Genomic DNA, 20,161 nt, shown 5'->3' with positions numbered 1-20,161 from the left:
CTCGCAGCCATCACCCGCCGATACGAGCGGGCGAAGCCGCCCGCCCAGAACGACGAGCTACGGGCCGCAGTCGCCCACGACCTCGCCATTCAGCGGCCCGCGCAGACCGCCCAGCCTAGGAGCCCCAGCAGTGAACTCGCCCACCCCCGAGCAGGCACGCGCCGCCCTCGCCGTCGCCGAGGCCGAGAAGACGGAAGCCGAGGAACTCGCCGCCGCCCTCGCCGACAAGGTGCGCGCCGGCGACGACTCCGTGACCCCCAAGGACCTCACCGCCGCCCGCGAACTCGCCGAATTCGCCGACCTGCGGATCACGGCAGCCCGCCGCAAGCTGGCAGCCGCCGAGGACGCCGACCGGCACGCCCGCGCCGAGGCCGTCGCCACCGAGGTCCGCGCTCTGGTCGAGCAGGAGGACTCCGCAGAGTTCGCCGCGAAGATGCGGGCCGCGGTCGACGCACTCGCCGCCCTGTACCACACCACCGCCGCCCGCCGTCAGCGCATCCAGGGCATGGCCGAGCGTGTGAACCGGATCGGGGCCGAGCTCGAGATTGCCGGGGTCGCACCCGCCCACGAGGTCGGCAAGCGGTACGGAGTGGCCGCCGACCTCGACAGCGTGTCGTGCTACCGGCCGCGGGCCATCCCGTGCGTCGGCATCACGCCCGCCCTTGCCATCGCCGCCGCCGTTGGCCTCGCCGTGGGACCGGACAACGGCGACCAGGCCGCCGTGTCCAACCAGGTCGAGTACCTGTCGGTCAAGGTCGACGACGTGCTGAGGCAGGTTCCCGCGGTGCGGGCCGAGTTCGCCGGGCATCCGGGAGTCGCCGCATGACCGGCCGCGTACACGAGACATGGGCCGCAGGCGACCCTGCACCGCGCCGCCGCAGCACCGAGCAGGCGGAGTTCCACGATCCTCGCGTGCGGCTCGCCGCCGAAGCGGTCGCGGGGATGACCCGCCCGCCGGCCGACCGATTCACCATGCCGACCACGGCCGCCGAGCTGGGGGCGATGAGCTACGACCACCGGGCCCGCGTGTTCGCCGAGGACCGCGAGCTGTACGACCGGCTGACGGGCCACGCTCAGCCGGTCGCACACGCAGGCGGGGAGTGATGCCCTTATGGCACTCACCGTTGGCGAACTCGCCGCCACCATCACCGTTGACGACACCGAGGCCGAGCAAGGCCTGAACGGCTTCCAGACCCGTCTACGGGCCGTCCTGTCCCGCATCACGCAGCAGTCCCCGCGGACAAGGCAGGCGACAGTCTGCGCGACAACGCCGCTACGAAGGTCGAGCAATTCAAACGCAGTCTGAGCACGGCGTTTATCGACATGCTCGGCAACCAGGTTCTTCCCCGGCTCGAAGGATTCTTCAACTTCGCCCGGGACAATCAGGGGCTGTTGATCGGCCTCGGTGTCGCGATAACCGCTTTGGGTGGCGCGTTCTCCATCGCGGCCATCGGGGTGTGGGCTATGAATTCAGCGATGTTGGCCAACCCCATTTTCTGGATTGTGGCGGGTGCCGTCGCCGCGATCGCCGGAGCGGTCACCTTGATTGTCCTGTACTGGGACGACATCAAAGCCGTCACTTTGACCGCCTGGGATTGGGTGGTCGCAAAACTGGTGTGGGCGAAGGACGGAATCCTTGCCGCGATCAGTTGGCTTGGCCAAATCCCGGAGTGGGTTGAGGGCTGGTTCGGTGACGCCAAGGACTGGGCCGTTCAGAAGTTCACCGAACTCACGACATGGTTGAGCGGTCTGCCGGGGCGAGCGAAGAGCGCGCTCTCCGCGCTGGGGACCAACCTCGCCGCCGCCGCACGGAGCAGCTTCACGTCGTTTCGTACGGCTGCGTCGAGCAAGGTCAGTGACTTCCTTGAGTACATCCGCGGACTGCCCGGCCGGATCGTCCGCAACATTGGCAGCCTGTCCAATCTGTTGGTCGGCGCGGGTCGGGACGTCGTCCGCGGCCTCTATAACGGCGTGGTCAGCATGGGTAGTTGGCTGCGCTCGCAGCTGATCGGTTTCGCCAAGTCCATGATTCCTGGTCCGATCGCGAAAGCGCTGGGTATTGCGTCGCCGTCGCGTGTGATGCGTGACCAGATCGGCCGATGGATCCCGGCGGGCATCGTCGAGGGCATCGAGTCGGGTGCCGGCGCGGTCGATCGGTCCATGTCGAACCTCGTGTCGGTACCGACTGCTGGACAGGCGACCGCGGCGAACGTCGCAGCCTCGACCGCCGGCGGCGCGGTGGCGGGCGGAGGATCCGGACCGTTGAGGATCGAGCTCAGCTCCCGCGACAACGGCGGCGCCGCTGACTTGGTCGTCGCCCTGCTGCGCAACGCGGTTGGCGTGCGTGGTGGGAACGTGCAGTTCGCCGTTACGGGGAGGACGGCATAGCCATGCTCGACGAGCCAACGACAACGTTTGCCGGCATCGGGTGGAGCGCCGCCAAAGGCGGGGAATGGGTGCTGCACCTGGCCCGCCCCGACCTATCCGGCCTGTCGCCGCTGTCCGTGACCTGGCCGGGCCAGGCCGGCCCACCGTCCCTCATGCAGCGATACGACGCCTCGCCTCTCTGGGATACGTGGTGGTCCATGGCGGGCCGGAGGCGTGGACATGGACCGAGGGCGTCGACGACGAGGGCAATGCGATGTTGGCCGCGTACGCGGAGGTCCGTCCGTTGCGCGCCGACGAGCTGCCCGCGATCGACGCAGAGCCCGCATGCGGCTGACCTGGCGCCCGGCACCCTCACTCAGGGGCCGGGCGCCAGGTTAGCGCAACGCCTCGATGGCCTTGACGATCAGAGCGCGCGCCTCCGCCCCGTACACGGCCATGCCGCGCAACTGGTCGAACGCCCGCAGGTACAGGGCGACCTCGGACGGCTGCGTGACCCGGACCCGCGCCGACATCAGCTCCACAGACACCATCTGGTCGTCGTAGACGTGGAACAACTCCTGCGGCCACAGCGTCCGCTGCACAGTCTTGGGGATGATGCCGAGGGACACCGACGGCAGGGCGCCGGCGGTCAGGAGGTAGCCGAGCTGGGCGGCCATGGCGTCCGCGTCGCCCAGCCGGTAGTAGAGGACACTCTCCTCGACCACCATGACGAACCGGTGGCCCGGCTCGTGCACGATCTTCGAGCGCTCCATACGCGCGGCCGCGGCCTGGTCGGCGTCGTTGGGGACGTCGTACAACTTGGCAACGCCGGACAGAACCGCGCGGGCATAGCCCTCCGTCTGGAGCAAGCCGGGCACGAGGGTGGGCGAGTAGATCCGGAACAGCTCAGTGGCCCGGTACAGGTCGACGTAGCTGTCCTGGAGGCGCTTCAGCCCGGCGCGCACCTGCCTCCGCCACTCCATATACGCCGACTCGGCGTCCCGGGACTGGGCGATGATGTCCTCGGCCTGGTCGTCGGCGCCGCATGCGTGGCACCAGCGGCGGATGTCGTCGGGTGTCGGCGGCGTGCGAGCGTTCTCAAGGCGGGACGTCTTGGGGTGGGTCCAGCCGCAGCGCGCGGCCAGCTCGCTGCCTGTCAGGCCCGCGTCGGCCCGCAGGTCGCGCAGCCGCCGGGCGACGCGTTCGCGGGCGGCTTGGGCCGAGGAGGACGGGGATGTGGCCATGTGCTGCGGCTGGACCCTTCGTGTCGTGCTAGTGTATTGAGTCTTTATTTCGCTATAGAAGTAGGCTGGGCTCATGGCGCGTATGGGTCGGCCGACGGTCGAGGTGGTCCTGACGGATGAGGAGCGAGAGACGCTGCTGCGCTGGTCGCGGCGGGCAACGTCCTCGCAGGCTCTGGCGTTGCGGTGCCGGATCGTGCTCGCGTGCGCGGAGGGCGGCTCGAACACCGCGGTGGGGGCGGAGCTTGGGGTCCACCCGGTCACCGTGGCCAAGTGGCGTAAGCGGTTCGCGGCCGACCGGCTCCAAGGCCTGTCCGACGAGCCGCGACCCGGCCCGCCGCGCACGGTGAGCGACGAGAAGGTGGAGGAGGTGGTCGTGCGGACCTTGGAGACCACTCCGAAGAACGCCACGCACTGGTCGACACGGGAGATGGCCAAGGTCAGCGGCCTGAGCCAGTCCACCATCTCGCGGATCTGGCGGACCTTCGGCCTCAAACCGCACCTGGTGGACACCTTCAAGCTCTCGAAGGACCCGCAGTTCATCGAGAAGGTCCGCGACATCGTCGGCCTGTACCTGGACCCGCCCGAGCGGGCCATCGTCCTCTGCGTGGACGAGAAGTCGCAGATTCAGGCACTGGACCGGTCGGCGCCGGTGCTGCCGATGATGCCGGGCATGCCCGAGCGTCGCACCCACGACTACCTGCGCGGCGGCGTGACGACCCTGTTCGCCGCCCTGAACGCGGCCACCGGCGAGGTGATCAGCTCGCTCCACCGCCGGCATCGCGCAGTGGAGTTCAAGAAGTTCCTGGCCAAGCTGGACAAGGAGGTCCCTGACCATCTCGACGTCCACCTGATCTGCGACAACTACGCCACCCACAAGACGCCCGCGATCCAGAAGTGGCTGCTGGCCCATCCCCGGTTCCACATGCACTTCACCCCGACCAGCTCGTCCTGGCTCAATCAAGTGGAGCGCTGGTTCGCGCTGCTGACGGACAAGCAGATACGGCGTGGCGTCCACAGGAACGTCCAAGCCCTGGAGAAGGACATCCGGGCCTGGATCGCCGACTGGAACGACAACCCGAGGCCCTTCGTCTGGACGAAGACCGCTGACGAGATCTTCGAACGCCTCACCGGATATCTGAATCGAATTAAAGACTCAAGACACTAGCTGATCTTGTACTCGTCGTGCGGGATCGCTCGCGCCCAGACCGCCTCGAAGGCGTCAGCGCACAGGCGGGCTGCGGCCGGGGCATGGCTGATCTCGCCGCCTGCCGAGGCGCCGTCACCGGTGAAGTGATTCCAGCGAATGAGACGCCGGTCGATCAGCCAGAAGTCGTTGCCGGGCAAGGCGATGTCGCTGGCCTGCCGCCGGGGAAGCCAGCGGACCTGTTCACCAGCAGCAACGTTCACAACCGTGCCCGCGTGCTCGTACCGGATGTAGTCGCTCACCGGCTCGGACACGATCCGGGCCCGCCGCACGGCCACGCCGCGCGCGACGGTACGGCGGATCAGCTGCGTCCAAGGCGCCCAGTACGGGGACTCGGGATCGTCGTCGACGGCCCCGGTCTCCTTCCAGCGGGCAAAGGCGTCGGCCTCGCTGGCAACGCCGTAGGCGTCCCGCATCTCCAGGTGGACAGCCGACTCGCGGGCGCCGTCCAGCAGCTCAGTGAAGCTGGGCACGCTCTGCGACATCGCACGCCTCCCTCAGGATCGACACCATGCGGGCCGGTACCCGCACCACCTGCTCGTGATCGGGGATGCCGACCGCGTGGCCCGGTACCTGGAAGGCAGCGCACTCTGCCTCCGTCGCCGCGTCCGGCTTCCATCCCTGGATGACGAGTTCGCCTCTGCTCTCGTCAACCCACACGGTCGGGCTCTCGCCCTGCCCCGTGTTGGGGTCGATCCCGATGAACCGTAGTGACACTGCCGCCTCCAACGCTCTGCGTGTACACGGATGTTCACAAGCTCGTCCCAATGGTGGTTTTGGTCAAGGGCGCAAACTCGCCACTGACTAGGGTCGGTAGATCGCTGCGAACATTCGTGAACATCGCTGGCTGTGCAGCACATCGCACTCCTAGCGTCGGGCGGTACGACGAAACCCCGGCGAGGTGGTGGCCTCCCGGGGCGTGGCCGACGCTACGAGGGAGCATCGACATGGCAGAGGGTACGCGCCACCACCGCGCATCGAACACCGTGCAACACATCCCCTGGTCCCCCGCTGAAGAGGCGGCGTACCGCGTCCTCGTCGAGCACACGGGCGGCACTGACACGACCGGCCCCTGTCCCCGGTGCAACAGTCCCGAACGTGACTGCGAGACCGGCGCGGAGATGCGTACGGCACTCCGCGACGCCACCCGTGCCCGCCGCGACCCGCAGGGAACGGACCGATGACCGACCGAACCCAGCGCCAGCCGCTCACCCTCGCTGACGCTCAAGCAGAGGCCCTCACCCGCGCATTGCGGACGGCCGGCGGGTACTGCGCTATGCCTCACCCCAGCGGCCCGCCCGGATCGTGCACCCGCCAGCCTGGCCACCCGGGGCACCATCGGGACTGGTACCAGCGGCAAACGCCACTTGGCCCGTACTTGGACTGGACGGACAGCGAGTACGCACCGCAGGCGACCTTTCGGCGCGTCGTCGACTGCAACGTCGAGATGGGTGGCCACTCGCGCGGAGGCGTCGAGTGAGTGACGAGCAGCCGCTCATGACGCTACGGGTCTCCCGCAACAGTGGCCGTACCTGGGAGCCGCAGACGACCATTCGCAGCACGGACGACCTACCCCCGCTCATGACGTCCGCATGGCCGCCGTGCAGGTGCCCACGGTGCCGTGACGGGAAGGAACCCGGCGCCGCGCGGTAGCGCAGCCGCCCCATCATCGGCCCCGCACGCTGGAATAAGGCGCCTCCCCCGTGGCGTCGACGGCGCCAGCGTGCGGGGCTTCCTCACGTCCTAGACGAGTCATTCCGAATGGTTAGTGGTCGTAGGCGACCAGTGATCGGGTGATCGGCTGGCGGGTCTTGTGGTTGTGCCAGCTTGCTGCGGCCATCGCGAGGATGCGCTGGGCGACGCGGACTGCGACGCCTTCGAAGGTCCGGCCGCCGTGCTGTTCCAGGTCGAGCTGGCCCTTGAGAGTGTCGTTGACCGACTCGATCAGCTGTCGCACTGATTTCAGGAGGCTCTCGCCCTTGCGTTTCTTCTCACGCTTGAACGAAGGCCGCAGCAACTCGGCGCCCCTCAAGGCCAGATCGGCCTCGAACTCCTTGGAGGCGAAGCCCTTGTCCGAGATCACCAGCAGCCCAGGCCGGTCCGTGACCGTCTCCGGTTCACGGTCGAGCATCGCGGTCAGTACCTCGCGCTCGTCCATCTTCGGGGTCGCCAGAGCCCACAGGATCGGCATCCCGGCCGGGGTGCACACCAGGAACAGGCGCAGGCCCCAGAAGAACCGGCTGTGGCTGGCGCAGTACCCGTATCCGGCCCAGCCGGCCATGTCCGACCGCTTCACCGTGGGACGCGAGCGACCGCATTCCACGGGCGTGGAGTCGACGATCCAGTGGTTGTCGAACCAGAAGTCCGTGTCGGCGGCCAGCAGCCGTATCGCCTTCTTGACCAGCGGCAACGCGGCCCTCAGCCGCTTGTTCCAGCCCGGCTGCTTGGGCACGTACGGGAACATCGCGCCCAGCCGGGAGTCCACGAACCGCAGCCACCGCGACTCCGAAGTGAAACCCAGCAGCGCCTGCGCGACGGCGAGGCAGACGAGCTCGGAGTCCGTCAGCCGCGGCGGTCGGCCCAGCCACCGGGTGCCTCCGATCCCGTCGTCGATCTTCACGTACAGTGCGGTCAGCAGGGCGTCTAGGCTGTTCGTCACACAACGATCTTGGACGCCCTGTCTGCGTTCCCGGACGCACCGTCAGCATTCGGAATAACTCGTCTAGTGTCCTGCGCCGGGAATTCGATCAAGATATGCAGCGAGGCGTTGGAGGATCTCGTCGGCGTCCTTGGTCCAGATGAACGGCTTCGGGTTGTCGTTCCACTGGGCGACCCAGGCGCGGATGTCGCGTTCCAACGCCTGGAGGTTCTTGTGGACGCCTCGCCGTATCCGTTTGTCCGTCAGCAGTCCGAACCACCGCTCGTCGGGTAGGACCGCTGCATTGCTGCAGCGGTCCCCCCTCAGAACCGGCCGTGCCCGCTTTCCAGGCAACCGGCTCAAGCAAGCCCCTTGGGCTCGCGGGCGAACAGAAGTGCTGGTCACCGGCCGGGGCCAGTGGCCAGCCGACGCCGGCAGTGGGTGTGTATCAGGCGTGAGGCGGCGGGTTTGTCCGGCTTGCCGTTGCCCGCTTCGGCGGTGACCGCGTGTTTGCGGATCGCGATGCGGGTGACCTTGAGCCACTGCTCCCACTGGTCGGGAGTTTGCGGCTCGTGGTCGGCGTGCAGCAGCAGCCCTCCGCAGAGCGGACATCGGCCGTCTTGCATCTGCAACAGATGCAAGGTGCCCTTGCCCAGCGGGAGTTTGCCGCGGCGGCACCGCTTGGCCCAGAAGTCGGCCAGGGCGGGATCGTCGGTTGACGCCCTCCCTGGCACCATCCGGTGCCGGACGATCGGCGTCCAGGCGAACTTGTAGAGGTAGAAACCGCTGGTGCGGTCCCCGAATACCCATGTGTCCTGCCTGAACGGGTTGAACATGGCGAAGTACCGGGCAGTCACCCAGCGCATCGGCTTGTTCGGGTGGGAGAACTTGGCCCACTTGTAGACCAGTCTCCACACGTAGGCGTCCAGCGAGTTGAACGCCCGCTTGGACACCCCGATCCGGTAGTAGGCAGCCCAGCCCTTGATGATCGGGTTGAGCTTGGCGATCACCGCGTCGGCGTTGGCCCCTCGCAGGGCCAGCACCTCGGCGGCAAGCCGTTCCCGGATCCGCCGCAAGGCCGCGTTGCTCGGTTTGGTCAGCAGCTTGCTGCGGTAGCGTCGGATGTTGAACCCCAGGAAGTCGCAGCCCTCATCGAGGTGGACAATGCGCGTCTTGTCCTCGTTGAAGGCCAGGCCCCGGGGCGCGAGCCACACAGTCAGCCGCGCCTTGACCTGCTCGGCCTGTTCCCGAGAATGACACAGGGCGAGAAGGTCGTCGGCGTAGACGACCAGAACCGGAGAATCGCGCGCCAGAATCGTGGCATCACTGCCGAGATTCTGGTAGCGGACTCCAGCAGCCTTTCCCATGCCGTGCAAGGCGATGTTCAACAACGCGGGACTGATCACCCCGCCCTGGGGAGTTCCCTCCACCGTGGGGGTGAACCAACCTTTCTCGACCACACCCGCCTTCAGCCATCCGGCGATCATTCCCCTCCCGGGAAAGGAGCCCAATGACGCGAGCAGGTGATCGTGGTCGATTCGGTCGAATGCCGCTTTCAAGTCCGCGTCGAGCACCCACAAGCGTTTGGCGTTCTTGCCGCTCGCCGTCGTGTGGATGGCAACGATCGCGTCATGACAGCCACGGCCTGGACGGAAACCGTAGACCTTCGGTTCCAGCCGTGCCTCCCACTCGGGCTCCAGTGCATTCAGCGTCAGAGCTTGAAGGCATCTGTCGGCGATCACAGGAATTCCAAGTGGGCGCTGCTTCCCATTCGCCTTGGCTATATACACCCGCTTGACGGGCTTGGGCTTCCACGGGGCCGCGCCATGCTGGACCCAGTCGGCCAACTCGGCCTTTCCCTGGGGCAGCAGGACGACTTTCCCGTCGATGCCCGCCGTCTTGCGGCCAGCGTTGACTTCCGTGACCCGCCGCACACTCGCGAGTGTGTTGGCGCGGGAGCGGAGCATCAACTTCTGCAGATTCCTGACCTTGGCCAGGTCTCCTGCCTGCGATGCCGTGAAGATGCGTTGCCGCAGACGCCGTACGTCGTCCTCGACGGTCCGCCAGTCGATCGACGGCCAGTCGGTGATCTCGTCCTCCGGTCCGTTCGCCATGCCGGCTGCGGTCGCAGCGGCTTGCGCCGCCCCAGCCACGTGTGTCGTCACGGCGTCCAACTTGCCCTTCGGTTCAGGTGTCTTTGGTCATCGTTTCTTCACGGGCTCACCAGACCCACGTCAGCGCCCTTTCAGGCCGGGACATCGGCCCCTATCCGGCCAGTTATGCGGGGACCACCGACGGAGGTGTCAGCGCATGGTTCCCGGTTTCCTGTTGCCTTTCGGCGACCGGCATTCGCTTGCTGGGTCTTCCTGCGCCCGCTGGAGAGTTGGGCCTTCCTTGCGGTTGGCTTACCAGGTCAGAATTGCATTGCCTGGACTCCATCGGGGTTGTCACGTTCCGCATGAGAGAGATGCTGCCGGTGAGGGGGCCCTCTGCACCCCGGGGACGGCGGTGCACTCCCGACTGGCCAGATTTCCCCAGTCGGCGCCTGCCGATTTCCAGCGGCCAGTCCCTATCTCTCGCTGAAACGACCCATCGGCGAGAGTGCTCATGACGAGGCATCATCAAGGGTTCATTCGCATTCACCCGTCCGGCATTTCCCAGCCTGTAACCCCCGGATGGAACGAGGATCCTTGGGCATTTCCCCAGGCTTCGCACCCCGCGATTACTCACGACGCACGCTGAGGCGGGAACGAGCCCTGTGCACTGGCTCGGGAGCTACACCTTCGACATCAGTCGATCCTCCTTCGGTGAGTCCGCTCTTCTCAAGCGGCTTTCGTGTCGCACGACCTGGTTGAGCCAGGACGAGTAGGTGGGCGTGAAGTGCATGTGGAAGCGGGGGTGGGCCTCGAGCCACTTGCGAATGGTCGGGGCCTTGTGGGTGCTGTAGTTGTCGCAGATCAGGTGGACGTCGAGGTGAGCGGGCACCTCCTTGTCGAGTTTGGCGAGGAACTTCTTGAACTCGGCGGCTCGATGGCGGCGGTGAATGGAGCTGATCACCTCACCGGTGGCCACGTCGAGAGCGGCGAAGAGGGTGGTGATGCCGTGACGGACGTAGTCGTGAGTCCGGCGCTCGGGCATGCCCGGCATCATCGGCAGCACCGGTGCCGAGCGGTCCAGCGCCTGGGTGAGTCGGCGGCGGGAGTTTCACCCGCCGCCGCTCTCAGAACCGTGCGTAAGCCTCTCGGCTTACACGGCTCCCATCGTCCAGTCGTTCGCGGTCACGGCTTGACGAACTTCCAGTGGGCGAAGAGTCCGGGGAACCGCCTGGCGTGACGGCTCAGGGCTTCACGCGCTCTGGCTCGTTTCCGTTTGAACCGCTTGTACTTGCGGACGAGCCACCGCACCAGGTAGTCGTTGATGCGGTTGAGGCTGGGGTACAACGCGGACGGATGGAAGCGCCCGAAGTAGTTGATCCAGCCCCGCACGACCGGGTTGATCTCCCGGGCGAGCTGCTCCAGGGTCGTCTCACTTCGCAAGTGCAGCCGCCAGCGGCGGATCTGCACCCGGATCTGCTTGGCGGCCTCGTCGCTGACGGCCGGGTTGAAGCCGAAGAAGAAGTCTCCGCGCTTCGTCCGGAGTTTCCGTACGCGAAACCCGTACCCCAGGAACACGAACGAGGTGTGCTCGGCCAAGCCACGCCTGTTCCTGTCCCTGCAATACACGATGCGGGTCTTCTGGGGATGCAGTTGCAGCCCCCCGCAGTCGGCCAGCCGCCCGGCGATGGCCTCACGCATCTGATGCGCCTGGACCTCGTTGCGACAGTGGACCACCACGTCATCGCAATAGCGCTCGAACTGGACGCCAGGGTGCTCCCGGGCCATCCAGGCGTCGAACGCGTAGTGCATGAACAGGTTGGACAACACGGGTGAGACCGCCGAGCCCTGCGGGCTGCCGCGGTCCCGGGCTTGCAGGCTGCCGTCCGGCCGCTGGAGCGGGGCCTTGAGCCACCGCTCCACATACAGCAGGACCCACCGCTGGTCGGTGTGGTGCGCGACCGCCTTGAGGACGAGATCATGATCGAGGTTGTCGAAGAAGCCCCGGATGTCCAGATCGATCACCCAGTCCGTCTTCCAGCACCGCTCCCGGCACACCGCGACCGCATCCAGCGCACTGCGGCGGGGCCGGTAGCCGTAGGAGTCCGGGTGGAACACAGGTTCCACCAGCGGCTCCAGCACCATGGCCACCACCGTCTGCGCGATTCTGTCCGCAACCGTGGGCACACCGAGGATCCTGACCCCGCGTCCTCCCGGCTTGTCGATCTCCACCATCCGCACCGGCGGCGGGAAGTAGCAGCCCGACGACATGCGATTCCACAGCTTGTAGAGGTTGCCCCGCAGGTCAGCCTCGAACTGCTCGATCGACTCGCCGTCGACGCCCGCCGCTCCCTTGTTGGCCTTGACCCTCAAGTACGCCTCGAACACCAGGTGTTTCGAGATCCCGAACGACTTTGGTCCGCTCGTCCGGCTCATCCCGGGCACTCCGGTTGACCGCCAAACAGACCCGGACGACCCGTCCCCTTCGCTCCACCCGCATTACCGGGCTTCACCACTACTACGAGACGGTCCGCCCCCGTGCCCCGCTTCGGTACTCGGCCCCTCGCGGTCTTGTCCGCTTGGAGCACTCCCTCTCGCCGCCGGCCCACCGGGCCGACCGCAGTATCGGGGCGACAGGTTCCCACGTTCCGTGCAAGAGCCCGGGCCAGGCTCGCGCCGCCTCCATGCCGGACGCCATCCGGGCAGTCGGCAGGCTCCCCCCGGACTTGTCCCGGAGCCCAAATCATGCCCCGGTTTCGACGCCATTGAAGAAAGTTACGACACGTCGTCAGCGGTTCGCTCACGCTCGCCTTCCTGACCCACACCTGACGCGATCACTGCCGCGCCTTTTGCCGCAGCGCTCACCACGATCGGCACTTAACCGACGCAGCCTGCGGTGGTTTGGAGCCTCCCCCTGCAGGGCGACCCCGGAGGACCTATCTCCATCTCCTGCACAGCACCGCTTCCAGAAGCTGCTACATCAATGCCTCCTTCAGCGTTCGTGGCACACTATCTGGGACTTCTCGTCGACGCACAGGACCAGGGCCTTCTCCGGTGGATCGAGGTAGAGGCCGACGATGTCGCGGACTTTGTCGACGAACTGCGGGTCGTTGGACAGCTTGAAGGTGTCCACCTGGTGCGGCTTGAGGCCGAAGGTCCGCCAGATCCGCCCCACGGTGGACTTCGACAAGCCGCTCTCGGCCGCCATGGAGGCTCGCGACCAGTGCGTGGCGTCCTTCGGGGTGCGCTCCAAGGTAGCCACGACGAGTGCCTCGACCTCCTCGTCGGAGATCTTGCGCGGGGCGCCGGGACGCGGCTCGTCCGCCAGACCGTCCAGGCGCGACTCCAGGAAACGGCGGCGCCACTTGCCCACCGTCTGCGGCCAGATGCCCAGTTCGGCGGCCACCTGCTGGTTCGACTTTCCCTCCGCGCAGCCCAGCACGATCCGGCACCGCTGAGCCAGAGCCTGAGCCGAGGTCGCCCGCCGAGACCAACGCACCAGCGTCTCGCGCTCGTCGTCGGTCAACGTCACCTCGGCCACCGGCCGTCCCATGCGCGCCATGCGAGCAAGGCTACACATATTCAACGAACTTCAGGCGCAGGACACTAGTAGGGCTTTGTTAGGTCCTGTGGTGGGGTTCGGGTGCTGGTGCGGGTTGGCCGCATATCGAGCAGGCGCCGGTCCAGGTGGCCAGGAGGGCCTGGAGTTCGCGGAGGACCGCGTAGAGGGTCAGGCCGGCGCAGGGGCTTTTGGGTCGAGCCTGAGCATGGTGCAGAAGGCCTGGGCGAGGGACGCGAGGGTGACGTGGCGGTGCCAGCCGAGGTAGTTGCGGCCCTCGAAGTGGTCCAGGCCCAGACCGTCCTTGAGCTCGCGGTAGTCGTGCTCAACTCGCCATCGGATCTTGGCGATTCGTACCAGTTCGCGCAGTGGGGTGTCGGCGGGAAGCGTCGAGAGCCAGTAGTCGGTTGGCTCGGCGGAGTCGGGTGGCCACTCGACGAGCAGCCAGCAGTCGGGCAGGGAGCCGTCGGCGGCGCGGCGGATGGTGCGGTTGGCCGGTCGGACCCGCAGGGCCAGGAACTGCGAGCGCATCTCGGCGTTCGGGTTGCGTCTGGTGGCCTTGCTGCCCTGGCGCCAGGTGACGGTGCGGGTGGCCGCTCGGCCGACGGCCAGGGCCAGGGCGCGCAGGGTGGTGTGCGGTTGGGGGTAGGCGGACACGGGAGGGCGGCCCTGCCCGGAGTACGGCGGGCGTTGGGGTGTTGCATTGCCGGGGTGCGCGGTCGTGGTGGCTTTGACCGCGACCGCGTAGGTCAGGCCGCGCTCGGTCAGGCCCTCGCGAAAGCCGGTGGCGTCGCCGTATCCGGCGTCGGCGGCGACCGGAAGGTCGGGCAACTCCCAGTTGTCGCGCACCTCGTCGAGCATGTCCAGCGCCAGGCGCCACTTCTCCCGGTGCCGCTCGGTGTCCGGGATTCCCGCCTTGGCGCGGCGGCGCCGGATCGCCTCGGCCATCAGCGCGTCCTCGCCGTACTTGGTGTCGTCCCAGCTCTCGGGCAGGAACAGGCGCCAGTCGACAGCCGATGACGCACGGTCACTGACCAGGTTCACACTGACGCCGACCTGGCAGTTGCCGCGCTTACCCAGGGCGCCGCAGTACATCCGCGCCACCCCCGGTGAGTCGTAGCCGTCCTTGGGGAAGCCGACATCATCGATCGCGTACGCCTCGGGAGAAATGTGCGCGGCAGCCCAACGGGCCAGCCGCTCACGGACCTTGGAGTAGTCCCAGGTGGACGATGAGACGAACTGCTGCAGCTGCTGGTGGTCCACGCCCAGGCGCTCGGCCATCGGCTGCATGGACTTGCGCTTGCCGTCCAGCATCAGCCCGCGCAGATACAGCTCGCCCTTGGCCCGCTGGTCCCGACGCGCCAGCGAACCGAGCATCTCCGCCGCGAACGCCTCCAGGCGCGGGCGGACCGTCTCCATCTCCTCAGGTGTCACACCTGACAGAACATCACAATCTACCTGACGATGATCAATCGGGGTACCTAACAAAGCCCTACTAGTGCCGCATCAAGCAACGTTCGCCCTGTCGATGAGGGTGCGGAGGCTCTTGTCGTCGGCATGGCGGTTCCGCCAGATGATGTAGCGGCGGATCATGCTGCCCTGCTCCTTGTGGTCGACGTGATCGGTGCCGTCCAGCGCGAAGTAGCGCAGGGCGGTGAACTGGGCCTCGATGCGGTTGAGCCAGGAGCTGTTGGTCGGGGTGTAGGCGATCTCGACGTTGTTGGCGGCGGCCCAGTCGCCGACCCGGCTGTCGCGCCTGGTGGTGAGGTGTGGGGAGAAGTTGTCGACCACGATGGCGATGCGGACCTCGGGCGGGTAGAGGCTGCGCAGGTAGCGGCAGAACTCCAGGAACTTCGTCCGTTCGGCTCTGGCCCCGCCCGGCGAGCCGCACGAAGCCGTCCAACCCTCGTGGTCTGCAATGCCCGGCATCGGGATCGGTGTTCCGGGCTCCGCACCCATGTCGATCTCGCGGGTCAGCCTTCAGAGGGACGCGGGGAGCGCAGGTGCGCCCGTTCCTTCAGCTCCTCCTCGTCGACCAACGTGAGCATCGGCTGACCCGGCGCGCACACCATGGTCACCAGGAACTTGGTCGGTGCGTCCGACAGAGCGTTGCCGTCCTGGTAGTGGATCACGTCACCGCCCGGCTCCCAGAACGTCCCACCGGCCTCGACCACACGCTCCGGCTCGCCCTCGAGCTCGAACCGGAGCGCGCCCTCCATCACGTAGCCGAACGACGGGCCCGAGTGGCGATGCGGAGGGAGCCCAGGGTGACCGGGAGGCCAATCGACGAGGATCGTCATTCCCGAACCACCTTCGGGAAAGAAGGGCGGAGTGACTTCCTGCAGCAACTGGACTTCGGACGGCAAGAAGCCCTCGTGGGAGGTCCCGTGATCTGGGTTCTTCTCTGACATGTACCACACCTCCGTAAGCCTGCCCGGAATGGACTATCTTGCGTCGGCCACCGCATTCCGGACCGGTGTACCGACCCACTCGTTCGGCGGTGACCAAGTTCGCCGATTCCCGGCTCACACAACTCGCTTCACGATGAGGACAAGCCACAGCCGGCATCCGTGACAGGCCGTGTGCCTTCTGCCTCGCCCAAACGGTCTCGAGACCACCCTGCCTCCCCTCGGCGGCCGCCACAATCCGGGAGCCAGCGGCATCGAGACCGCATCGCACCATGTCATCGGCGGGCATCTACAAAGCAAGCGCCTTTGATCAACCAACGTTGATCACCTTGCGCCCAGCCGCCGCGTAAACAGGGCGAACGTTGCCTGATGCGGCACTAGTCGTCGTCCTGCCCCTCTGCGATCGGCCGTGCGCGCGCGCGTAGCCGCGTATCCACGCCCTCCGCAGGATCGACGTGCGCGGGTACGGGCACACCAGGGGTGATTCCTGTCGGCGCCCTGCTTCCTGACCCGCCAAGATCGTTCGCACGATCTGCTCGCGCGTTCCCACAATTCCCCCTTCCTGACCAGCACGTATGACAGGGCCCACCCGTGTCCGACGGGTGAACCCTGCCGCGTCACACGCCCTGCTCGCCCCTGTCGGACACCGGCGCCACCGGGAACAGATCACGGGTCCGAATAGACAGCATCGAGGGCCGCTGGCCGCCGTGATTCTGCGCGCACTGTTGGACGTACCGGTGCGCTTGCGCAAGGAGCCGCACCGCGTGTCGGACGGCATCCGACGCCGTCATACCCGACCCCTGCAACAAGGCCAGGTCGTCGTCAAAGTCCGGCGCCCGGCGCACGGACAACCGCTGCTGCTTGCTCACCGGCGCTCACCACCGGGAAGGGCGACGGCCTCGGACCACGTCTTGCCCGCGGCGAGCGCAGCGTGGGCCTGGGCACTGGTGACGTAGCCGGTGGGCGGGGTCTCCGTGAGGCGCTCGCGCAGATACTCGGTGGTCCACTCGATGCCGAGCGGAGCGCCGTCGAGGACGTCACGGAGCGCGATCTTCGCGTGCATGGCGCGGTCGTTCAGCGCGCGGTCGTGCGCTTCGGTGCCGCCGGCCGTGGCGGGGGCGGGGATGGGGATGTCGAGCGCTTCGAGGACGGCCGCGAGCAAGTCGCGCACGGCGTCCGGGGTACGGTCCTGCATTGGGTCTGGACTCCCTTGATCGGTTGGGGTTCGGATCAAGGCCCCGGCTGGTGCTTGCATCACCGGTTCGGGGCCGCCGTGTCTCCGCGATGGAGACGGGCGTGAGCTGGGCGGACCGCGCGCACCGGAGGGCACAGACAGGGCACATGAGGCCCAGATGACGGAGGAAAGCGCGGGATAACGCAGGATGTGTTTCCGCAGGTCAGACGGGAAGGAATCACATTCCCGCACGTCACGACGAGGGTGCCTCCACTGGTACTTCCAGTGGTTCACGGTGCTGTTCCTGATGGTGACCGTCGCGGTGGGCACGGCCTACCGGGTGTACCGGAGGCGGACGACCGTGCAGGAGATGGCCGCCGTCTAGGTCAGTCGCCCCGCACGCGCGCGTGCAGGTGCATGTCGTGCCAGCCGTCGGTGTGGAGGCCGGCGCTGCGCTTGGTGCCCTCGAGGGCGAAGCCCGTCTTCGTGGCGACGCGGCAGGACGCCGTGTTGGCGACGGCGTGGGTGAGTTCGAGGCGGTGGAAGCTGATCTCGTCGAGCGCCCAGCGGCCGAGGGCGGTCGTGGCACGGGACGCGACGCCCTGGCCGCGGGCCTCCGGCACGGTCCAGTACGCGACCTCCGCCACGCCGTCCTCGAGCACGATGTCGCGCAGGGCCACGCGTCCCATGAGCCGGCCGGTGGCCACGTCGGTGACGGCCCACTGTGCGTTCTTCTCCTGATTCCAGGCCTGGCGCCACTCGTCGATCCAGCCGCGCACCTCGGCCTCGGATCCGGCGGAGCGCAGATGCCAGGCGTGCATGACCGGGTCCTGGAAGGCCTGGTGAACGGCGGGGGCGTCCTCGGCGCTCCAAGGGCGCAGAAGGAGTCCGTCGCCGGTGGGGAGGGTCGGCTGCGGGGTACGGGCGAGGGTGCCGGCGGGCAGGACCGGGCTGGTCAGGAAGGGCATGACCCGCATCCTGCCGGGCGGCGGCGGAAGGGCCCAGTGGTTTTCCGGCGTCGTGCGGCGCCTCGTACGCTTGCACGCTATGAGACGCAAGAGCCGGATTCCGCCCTCCCCGCTGCCGCAGCGTGCCGGGGTGGATCCGGTGCGGGTGCGGTTGCCTGCCGAAGGACCGTGGGCCACCGTCCGTGAGCATCTGGTGGAGCGGCTGTCGGGGGCGGGGGCCGGGATCGTCGACGGGATGTTCGCGGCCGGGCTGATCGTCGGGGCGGACGGGACGGCGGTGGCGCCGGAGGCGGCGTATGTGCCGGGGATGTTCGTGTGGTTCCACCGGGAGCTGCCGGACGAGGTGCGGGTGCCGTTCCCGCTGGAGGTCGTGCACCGCGACGAGCACATCGTCGTCGTCGACAAGCCGCACTTCCTGGCCACGACCCCGCGTGGCAGCCATGTCGCCGAGACCGCGCTGGCCCGGCTGCGGCGGGAGCTGGGCCTCTCGACGCTGAGCGCCGCGCACCGGCTGGACCGGCTCACCGCGGGGCTGGTGCTGTTCACGGTGCGGCCCGAGGAGCGCGGCGCGTACCAGACGCTGTTCCGGGACCGGCTGGTGCGCAAGGAGTACGAGGCGGTCGCCCCGTACGATCCCGCGCTCGACCTGCCCCGCACGGTGCGCAGCCGGATCGTGAAGGAGCGCGGCTCGCTGACCGCCCGCGAGGCCGCGGGCGAGCCGAACGCGGTGAGCTGCATCGAGCTGATCGAGCACCGTACGGACCTGGGCCGCTACCGGCTGGTGCCCGGCACCGGGCAGACCCATCAGCTGCGGGTGCACATGAACGCGCTGGGCGTGCCGATCCTCGGCGATCCGCTCTATCCGGTGGTGACCGACCCCGTGCCGGCCGGTGACTTCCGGCGCCCGCTGCAACTGCTGGCGCGGGAGCTGGAGTTCACCGATCCGGTCACGGGAGTGGCGCACCTGTTCCGCAGTGAGCGGACGCTGACGGCCTGGTCCTGTTTCCCGCAGTGGGCGGGTCAGTAGCCCCGCCACCAGCGCAGGAACCGCTGCCAGGCGCCTGGCCTGCGGGGTGCCGGCTCCGGCGTCGGTGCGACGGGCTCGGCCGGCCGGGGTTCGGGGACGGTGGGCGCCGGCTCGGGTTCGGTCATGCCGACCTGCCAGCTCGTGCGCTGCTGCGGCACCTGCCGCGGGCTCGGCGGTTCCATGACGTCCTGCGGCGGCTTCGGCACGAAGTGCACCGGGAGCTCCACCAGATGGCGTGAGGCGATCGACTCCCGCCATTCCAACTCGTCCTCGTCGCAGTCGAGTTCGACGTCCGGCAGTCGCATCAGCAGCGCGTCGACGCCGACGTCGGCGATGGCCCGGCCGATGTCCTGACCGGGGCACTCGTGCGGGCCGCCGCCGAAGGCGAGGTGGGAGCGGTTGCCCTGCATGTTGGCCGCGAGGTCGGGCCGCACCTTGGGGTCGATGTTGCCCGGGGCCGGCGCGAAGAGCAGTCCGTCGCCCTTGCGGATGCGGTGACCGCCGAGCTCGGTCTCCTGCTTGGCGAAGTAGCCGAGGACGGTGCTGAACGGCGGTTCGTCCCACAGGGACTGCTCGACCGCCTCGGGCACCGTCATCTGGCCGCCGTTGAGCTGGGCGCGGAAGCGCGGGTCGGTGAGCACCATGCGCAGCGCGTTGGACAGGAGGTTGACCGTGGCCTCGTAGGCGGCGAAGAGGACGAGGCGCAGGTGTTCCCTGACCTCGTCGTCGGTGAGCCGGGCCGGGTGGGTGATGAGGTGGCTGGTGAAGTCCTCCTCGGGGTGGGCGCGGCGGCGTGCGGTGAGCCGGCCGAGGGCGTCCATGACGTAGGCGTGGCTGGCGAGCGCGGTCCCGGTGCCCTTGAGCGCGTCACGGGCGCAATGCACCAGCCGCTCGTTGTACTCGTCGGGCATGCCGAGGATCTCGCACATCACCGCCATCGGCAGATGCTCGGCGAACTGGCTGACGAGCTCGGCGTGGCCCTGCTCGCAGAACTCGTTGACGAGCCGCTGGGTGTAGCGGTTGATGTGCCGGCGGATGCTGCGGTGGTCGATGGTCGACATGGCGCCGGTGACGGCGCCGCGCAGCCGCAGATGATCCTCGCCCTCGGCGTGGGAGCAGATGGGCTGCCAGGCGATGTGCGGCATGAGCGGATGGTCGGGCTTGACCATGCCCTCCAGGAGCGGGGTCCAGATGCGGCTGTCCCGGGTGAACAGCGAGGGCGTACGCACCATCTGGAGGTTCTCGGCGTGTCCGAGGACCACCCACACGGGGACGTCGTCGTGCAGCAGCACGGGCGCCACCTGGCCGTGCTCCTCGCGGAGTTGCTCGTAGAGGTCGCCCAGGTCGTCCGCCTGGTGCAGCCGGTGCAGTCCGCCGGGGCCGCGGCCGTGGGCGGGGCAGCCGGGCGGCGGGCCGCCGAACGTGAGGTCGTCGTCCGTACCGGTACGGGAAGGGATGTCAGGCGTCACAGCGGGTCGC

Annotated in this window: 20 protein-coding genes and 4 pseudogenes; 7 read left to right on the top strand and 17 right to left on the bottom strand. The window is 68.0% G+C overall.

Going from position 1 to position 20,161, the window contains the following annotated elements; translation table 11 throughout:
- The first annotated feature begins 130 nt into the window (after window positions 1–130).
- The 4 genes from ACKTSN_RS37255 (at window position 131) to ACKTSN_RS37240 (ending at window position 2,722) form a co-directional block, all read left to right on the top strand.
- Window positions 131–826 carry a hypothetical protein gene (locus ACKTSN_RS37255; RefSeq protein WP_409473119.1) on the top strand — a complete coding sequence of 232 codons (696 nt, stop codon included), beginning with the start codon at window positions 131–133 and terminating at the stop codon, window positions 824–826.
- Window positions 823–1,104: a hypothetical protein gene (locus tag ACKTSN_RS37250; RefSeq protein ID WP_409473118.1), complete on the top strand. Its 282-nt coding sequence runs from the start codon at window positions 823–825 to the stop codon at window positions 1,102–1,104. The genes ACKTSN_RS37255 and ACKTSN_RS37250 overlap by 4 nt, the downstream gene beginning before the upstream one ends.
- A 219-nt stretch (window positions 1,105–1,323) precedes the next feature.
- Window positions 1,324–2,388, top strand: coding sequence for a phage tail protein (locus tag ACKTSN_RS37245; RefSeq protein ID WP_409473117.1), 1,065 nt, complete (start codon window positions 1,324–1,326; stop codon window positions 2,386–2,388).
- A 187-nt stretch (window positions 2,389–2,575) separates the two neighbouring features.
- The gene (locus tag ACKTSN_RS37240; protein WP_409473116.1) at window positions 2,576–2,722 is read left to right on the top strand and encodes a hypothetical protein; all 147 of its coding nucleotides are present in this window, start codon (window positions 2,576–2,578) and stop codon (window positions 2,720–2,722) included.
- Between the two features lie 40 nt (window positions 2,723–2,762).
- Here the strand turns inward: ACKTSN_RS37240 and ACKTSN_RS37235 are convergent, their stop codons facing one another.
- Window positions 2,763–3,611 (bottom strand): helix-turn-helix domain-containing protein, encoded by an 849-nt coding sequence (locus ACKTSN_RS37235; protein WP_409473115.1) that lies wholly within the window; start codon window positions 3,609–3,611, stop codon window positions 2,763–2,765.
- Window positions 3,612–3,684: 73 nt separating this feature from the next.
- On the opposite strand from ACKTSN_RS37235, the gene ACKTSN_RS37230 reads away from it, so the two are divergent.
- Window positions 3,685–4,776, top strand: coding sequence for an IS630 family transposase (locus ACKTSN_RS37230; RefSeq protein ID WP_409473114.1), 1,092 nt, complete (start codon window positions 3,685–3,687; stop codon window positions 4,774–4,776).
- Here ACKTSN_RS37230 and ACKTSN_RS37225 read toward each other — a convergent pair.
- Window positions 4,773–5,300, bottom strand: a complete 528-nt coding sequence (locus ACKTSN_RS37225; RefSeq protein ID WP_409473113.1) for a DUF6879 family protein — start codon at window positions 5,298–5,300, stop codon at window positions 4,773–4,775. The two genes, ACKTSN_RS37230 and ACKTSN_RS37225, sit on opposite strands and share 4 nt — an antisense overlap.
- A complete protein-coding gene (locus ACKTSN_RS37220) occupies window positions 5,272–5,532 on the bottom strand; it encodes a hypothetical protein (RefSeq protein WP_409473112.1) in 261 nt (86 codons plus the stop codon). The genes ACKTSN_RS37225 and ACKTSN_RS37220 overlap by 29 nt, the downstream gene beginning before the upstream one ends.
- A 230-nt stretch (window positions 5,533–5,762) precedes the next feature.
- On the opposite strand from ACKTSN_RS37220, the gene ACKTSN_RS37215 reads away from it, so the two are divergent.
- Complete coding sequence (locus tag ACKTSN_RS37215; RefSeq protein WP_409473111.1) at window positions 5,763–5,999, top strand: hypothetical protein; 237 nt, start codon at window positions 5,763–5,765, stop codon at window positions 5,997–5,999.
- 581 nt (window positions 6,000–6,580) lie between these two features.
- On the opposite strand, the gene ACKTSN_RS37210 is transcribed toward ACKTSN_RS37215, so the two are convergent.
- The 13 genes and pseudogenes from ACKTSN_RS37210 to ACKTSN_RS37150 form a co-directional block, all read right to left on the bottom strand.
- On the bottom strand, window positions 6,581–7,474 hold the full coding sequence (locus tag ACKTSN_RS37210; RefSeq protein ID WP_409473110.1) for an IS982 family transposase: 894 nt from the start codon (window positions 7,472–7,474) through the stop codon (window positions 6,581–6,583).
- 63 nt (window positions 7,475–7,537) lie between these two features.
- Window positions 7,538–7,738 (bottom strand): annotated as a pseudogene (locus ACKTSN_RS37205) (IS630 family transposase); the annotation flags it as partial.
- A gap of 116 nt (window positions 7,739–7,854) precedes the next feature.
- Entirely contained in the window at window positions 7,855–9,567 is a 1,713-nt protein-coding gene (gene ltrA / locus ACKTSN_RS37200) for a group II intron reverse transcriptase/maturase (protein WP_409467920.1), read from the bottom strand.
- Between the two features lie 724 nt (window positions 9,568–10,291).
- Window positions 10,292–10,636, bottom strand: a pseudogene (locus tag ACKTSN_RS37195) (IS630 family transposase); the annotation flags it as partial.
- Window positions 10,637–10,731: 95 nt separating this feature from the next.
- Entirely contained in the window at window positions 10,732–11,982 is a 1,251-nt protein-coding gene (gene ltrA, locus ACKTSN_RS37190; protein ID WP_409468519.1) for a group II intron reverse transcriptase/maturase, read from the bottom strand.
- Window positions 11,983–12,556: 574 nt separating this feature from the next.
- A pseudogene (locus tag ACKTSN_RS37185) lies at window positions 12,557–13,108 on the bottom strand (IS630 family transposase); the annotation flags it as partial.
- Between the two features lie 168 nt (window positions 13,109–13,276).
- Complete coding sequence (locus ACKTSN_RS37180; protein ID WP_409467247.1) at window positions 13,277–14,539, bottom strand: IS701 family transposase; 1,263 nt, start codon at window positions 14,537–14,539, stop codon at window positions 13,277–13,279.
- Window positions 14,540–14,611: 72 nt separating this feature from the next.
- Window positions 14,612–14,968, bottom strand: a pseudogene (locus ACKTSN_RS37175) (transposase); the annotation flags it as partial.
- Window positions 14,969–15,078: 110 nt separating this feature from the next.
- A complete protein-coding gene (locus tag ACKTSN_RS37170) occupies window positions 15,079–15,516 on the bottom strand; it encodes a cupin domain-containing protein (RefSeq protein ID WP_409473109.1) in 438 nt (145 codons plus the stop codon).
- A 307-nt stretch (window positions 15,517–15,823) separates the two neighbouring features.
- The gene (locus ACKTSN_RS37165; protein WP_431197155.1) at window positions 15,824–16,063 is read right to left on the bottom strand and encodes an Rmf/CrpP fold protein; all 240 of its coding nucleotides are present in this window, start codon (window positions 16,061–16,063) and stop codon (window positions 15,824–15,826) included.
- A gap of 67 nt (window positions 16,064–16,130) precedes the next feature.
- Complete coding sequence (locus ACKTSN_RS37160; RefSeq protein ID WP_409473108.1) at window positions 16,131–16,382, bottom strand: hypothetical protein; 252 nt, start codon at window positions 16,380–16,382, stop codon at window positions 16,131–16,133.
- Window positions 16,379–16,708: a hypothetical protein gene (locus ACKTSN_RS37155; RefSeq protein ID WP_409473107.1), complete on the bottom strand. Its 330-nt coding sequence runs from the start codon at window positions 16,706–16,708 to the stop codon at window positions 16,379–16,381. The genes ACKTSN_RS37160 and ACKTSN_RS37155 overlap by 4 nt, the downstream gene beginning before the upstream one ends.
- Window positions 16,709–17,073: 365 nt before the next feature.
- Window positions 17,074–17,655: a GNAT family N-acetyltransferase gene (locus tag ACKTSN_RS37150; protein WP_409473106.1), complete on the bottom strand. Its 582-nt coding sequence runs from the start codon at window positions 17,653–17,655 to the stop codon at window positions 17,074–17,076.
- Window positions 17,656–17,734: 79 nt separating this feature from the next.
- Between ACKTSN_RS37150 and ACKTSN_RS37145 the strand changes: the two genes are divergently transcribed.
- Entirely contained in the window at window positions 17,735–18,682 is a 948-nt protein-coding gene (locus ACKTSN_RS37145) for an RluA family pseudouridine synthase (RefSeq protein WP_409473105.1), read from the top strand.
- Here ACKTSN_RS37145 and ACKTSN_RS37140 read toward each other — a convergent pair.
- Window positions 18,676–20,151, bottom strand: a complete 1,476-nt coding sequence (locus ACKTSN_RS37140; protein WP_409473104.1) for a cytochrome P450 — start codon at window positions 20,149–20,151, stop codon at window positions 18,676–18,678. The genes ACKTSN_RS37145 and ACKTSN_RS37140 overlap by 7 nt on opposite strands.
- Window positions 20,152–20,161 lie beyond the last annotated feature (10 nt).

Source organism: Streptomyces flavusporus (assembly GCF_046267975.1).
Taxonomy (GTDB): domain Bacteria; phylum Actinomycetota; class Actinomycetes; order Streptomycetales; family Streptomycetaceae; genus Streptomyces; species Streptomyces flavusporus.
This window is presented reverse-complemented; position numbering and strand designations above follow the sequence as displayed.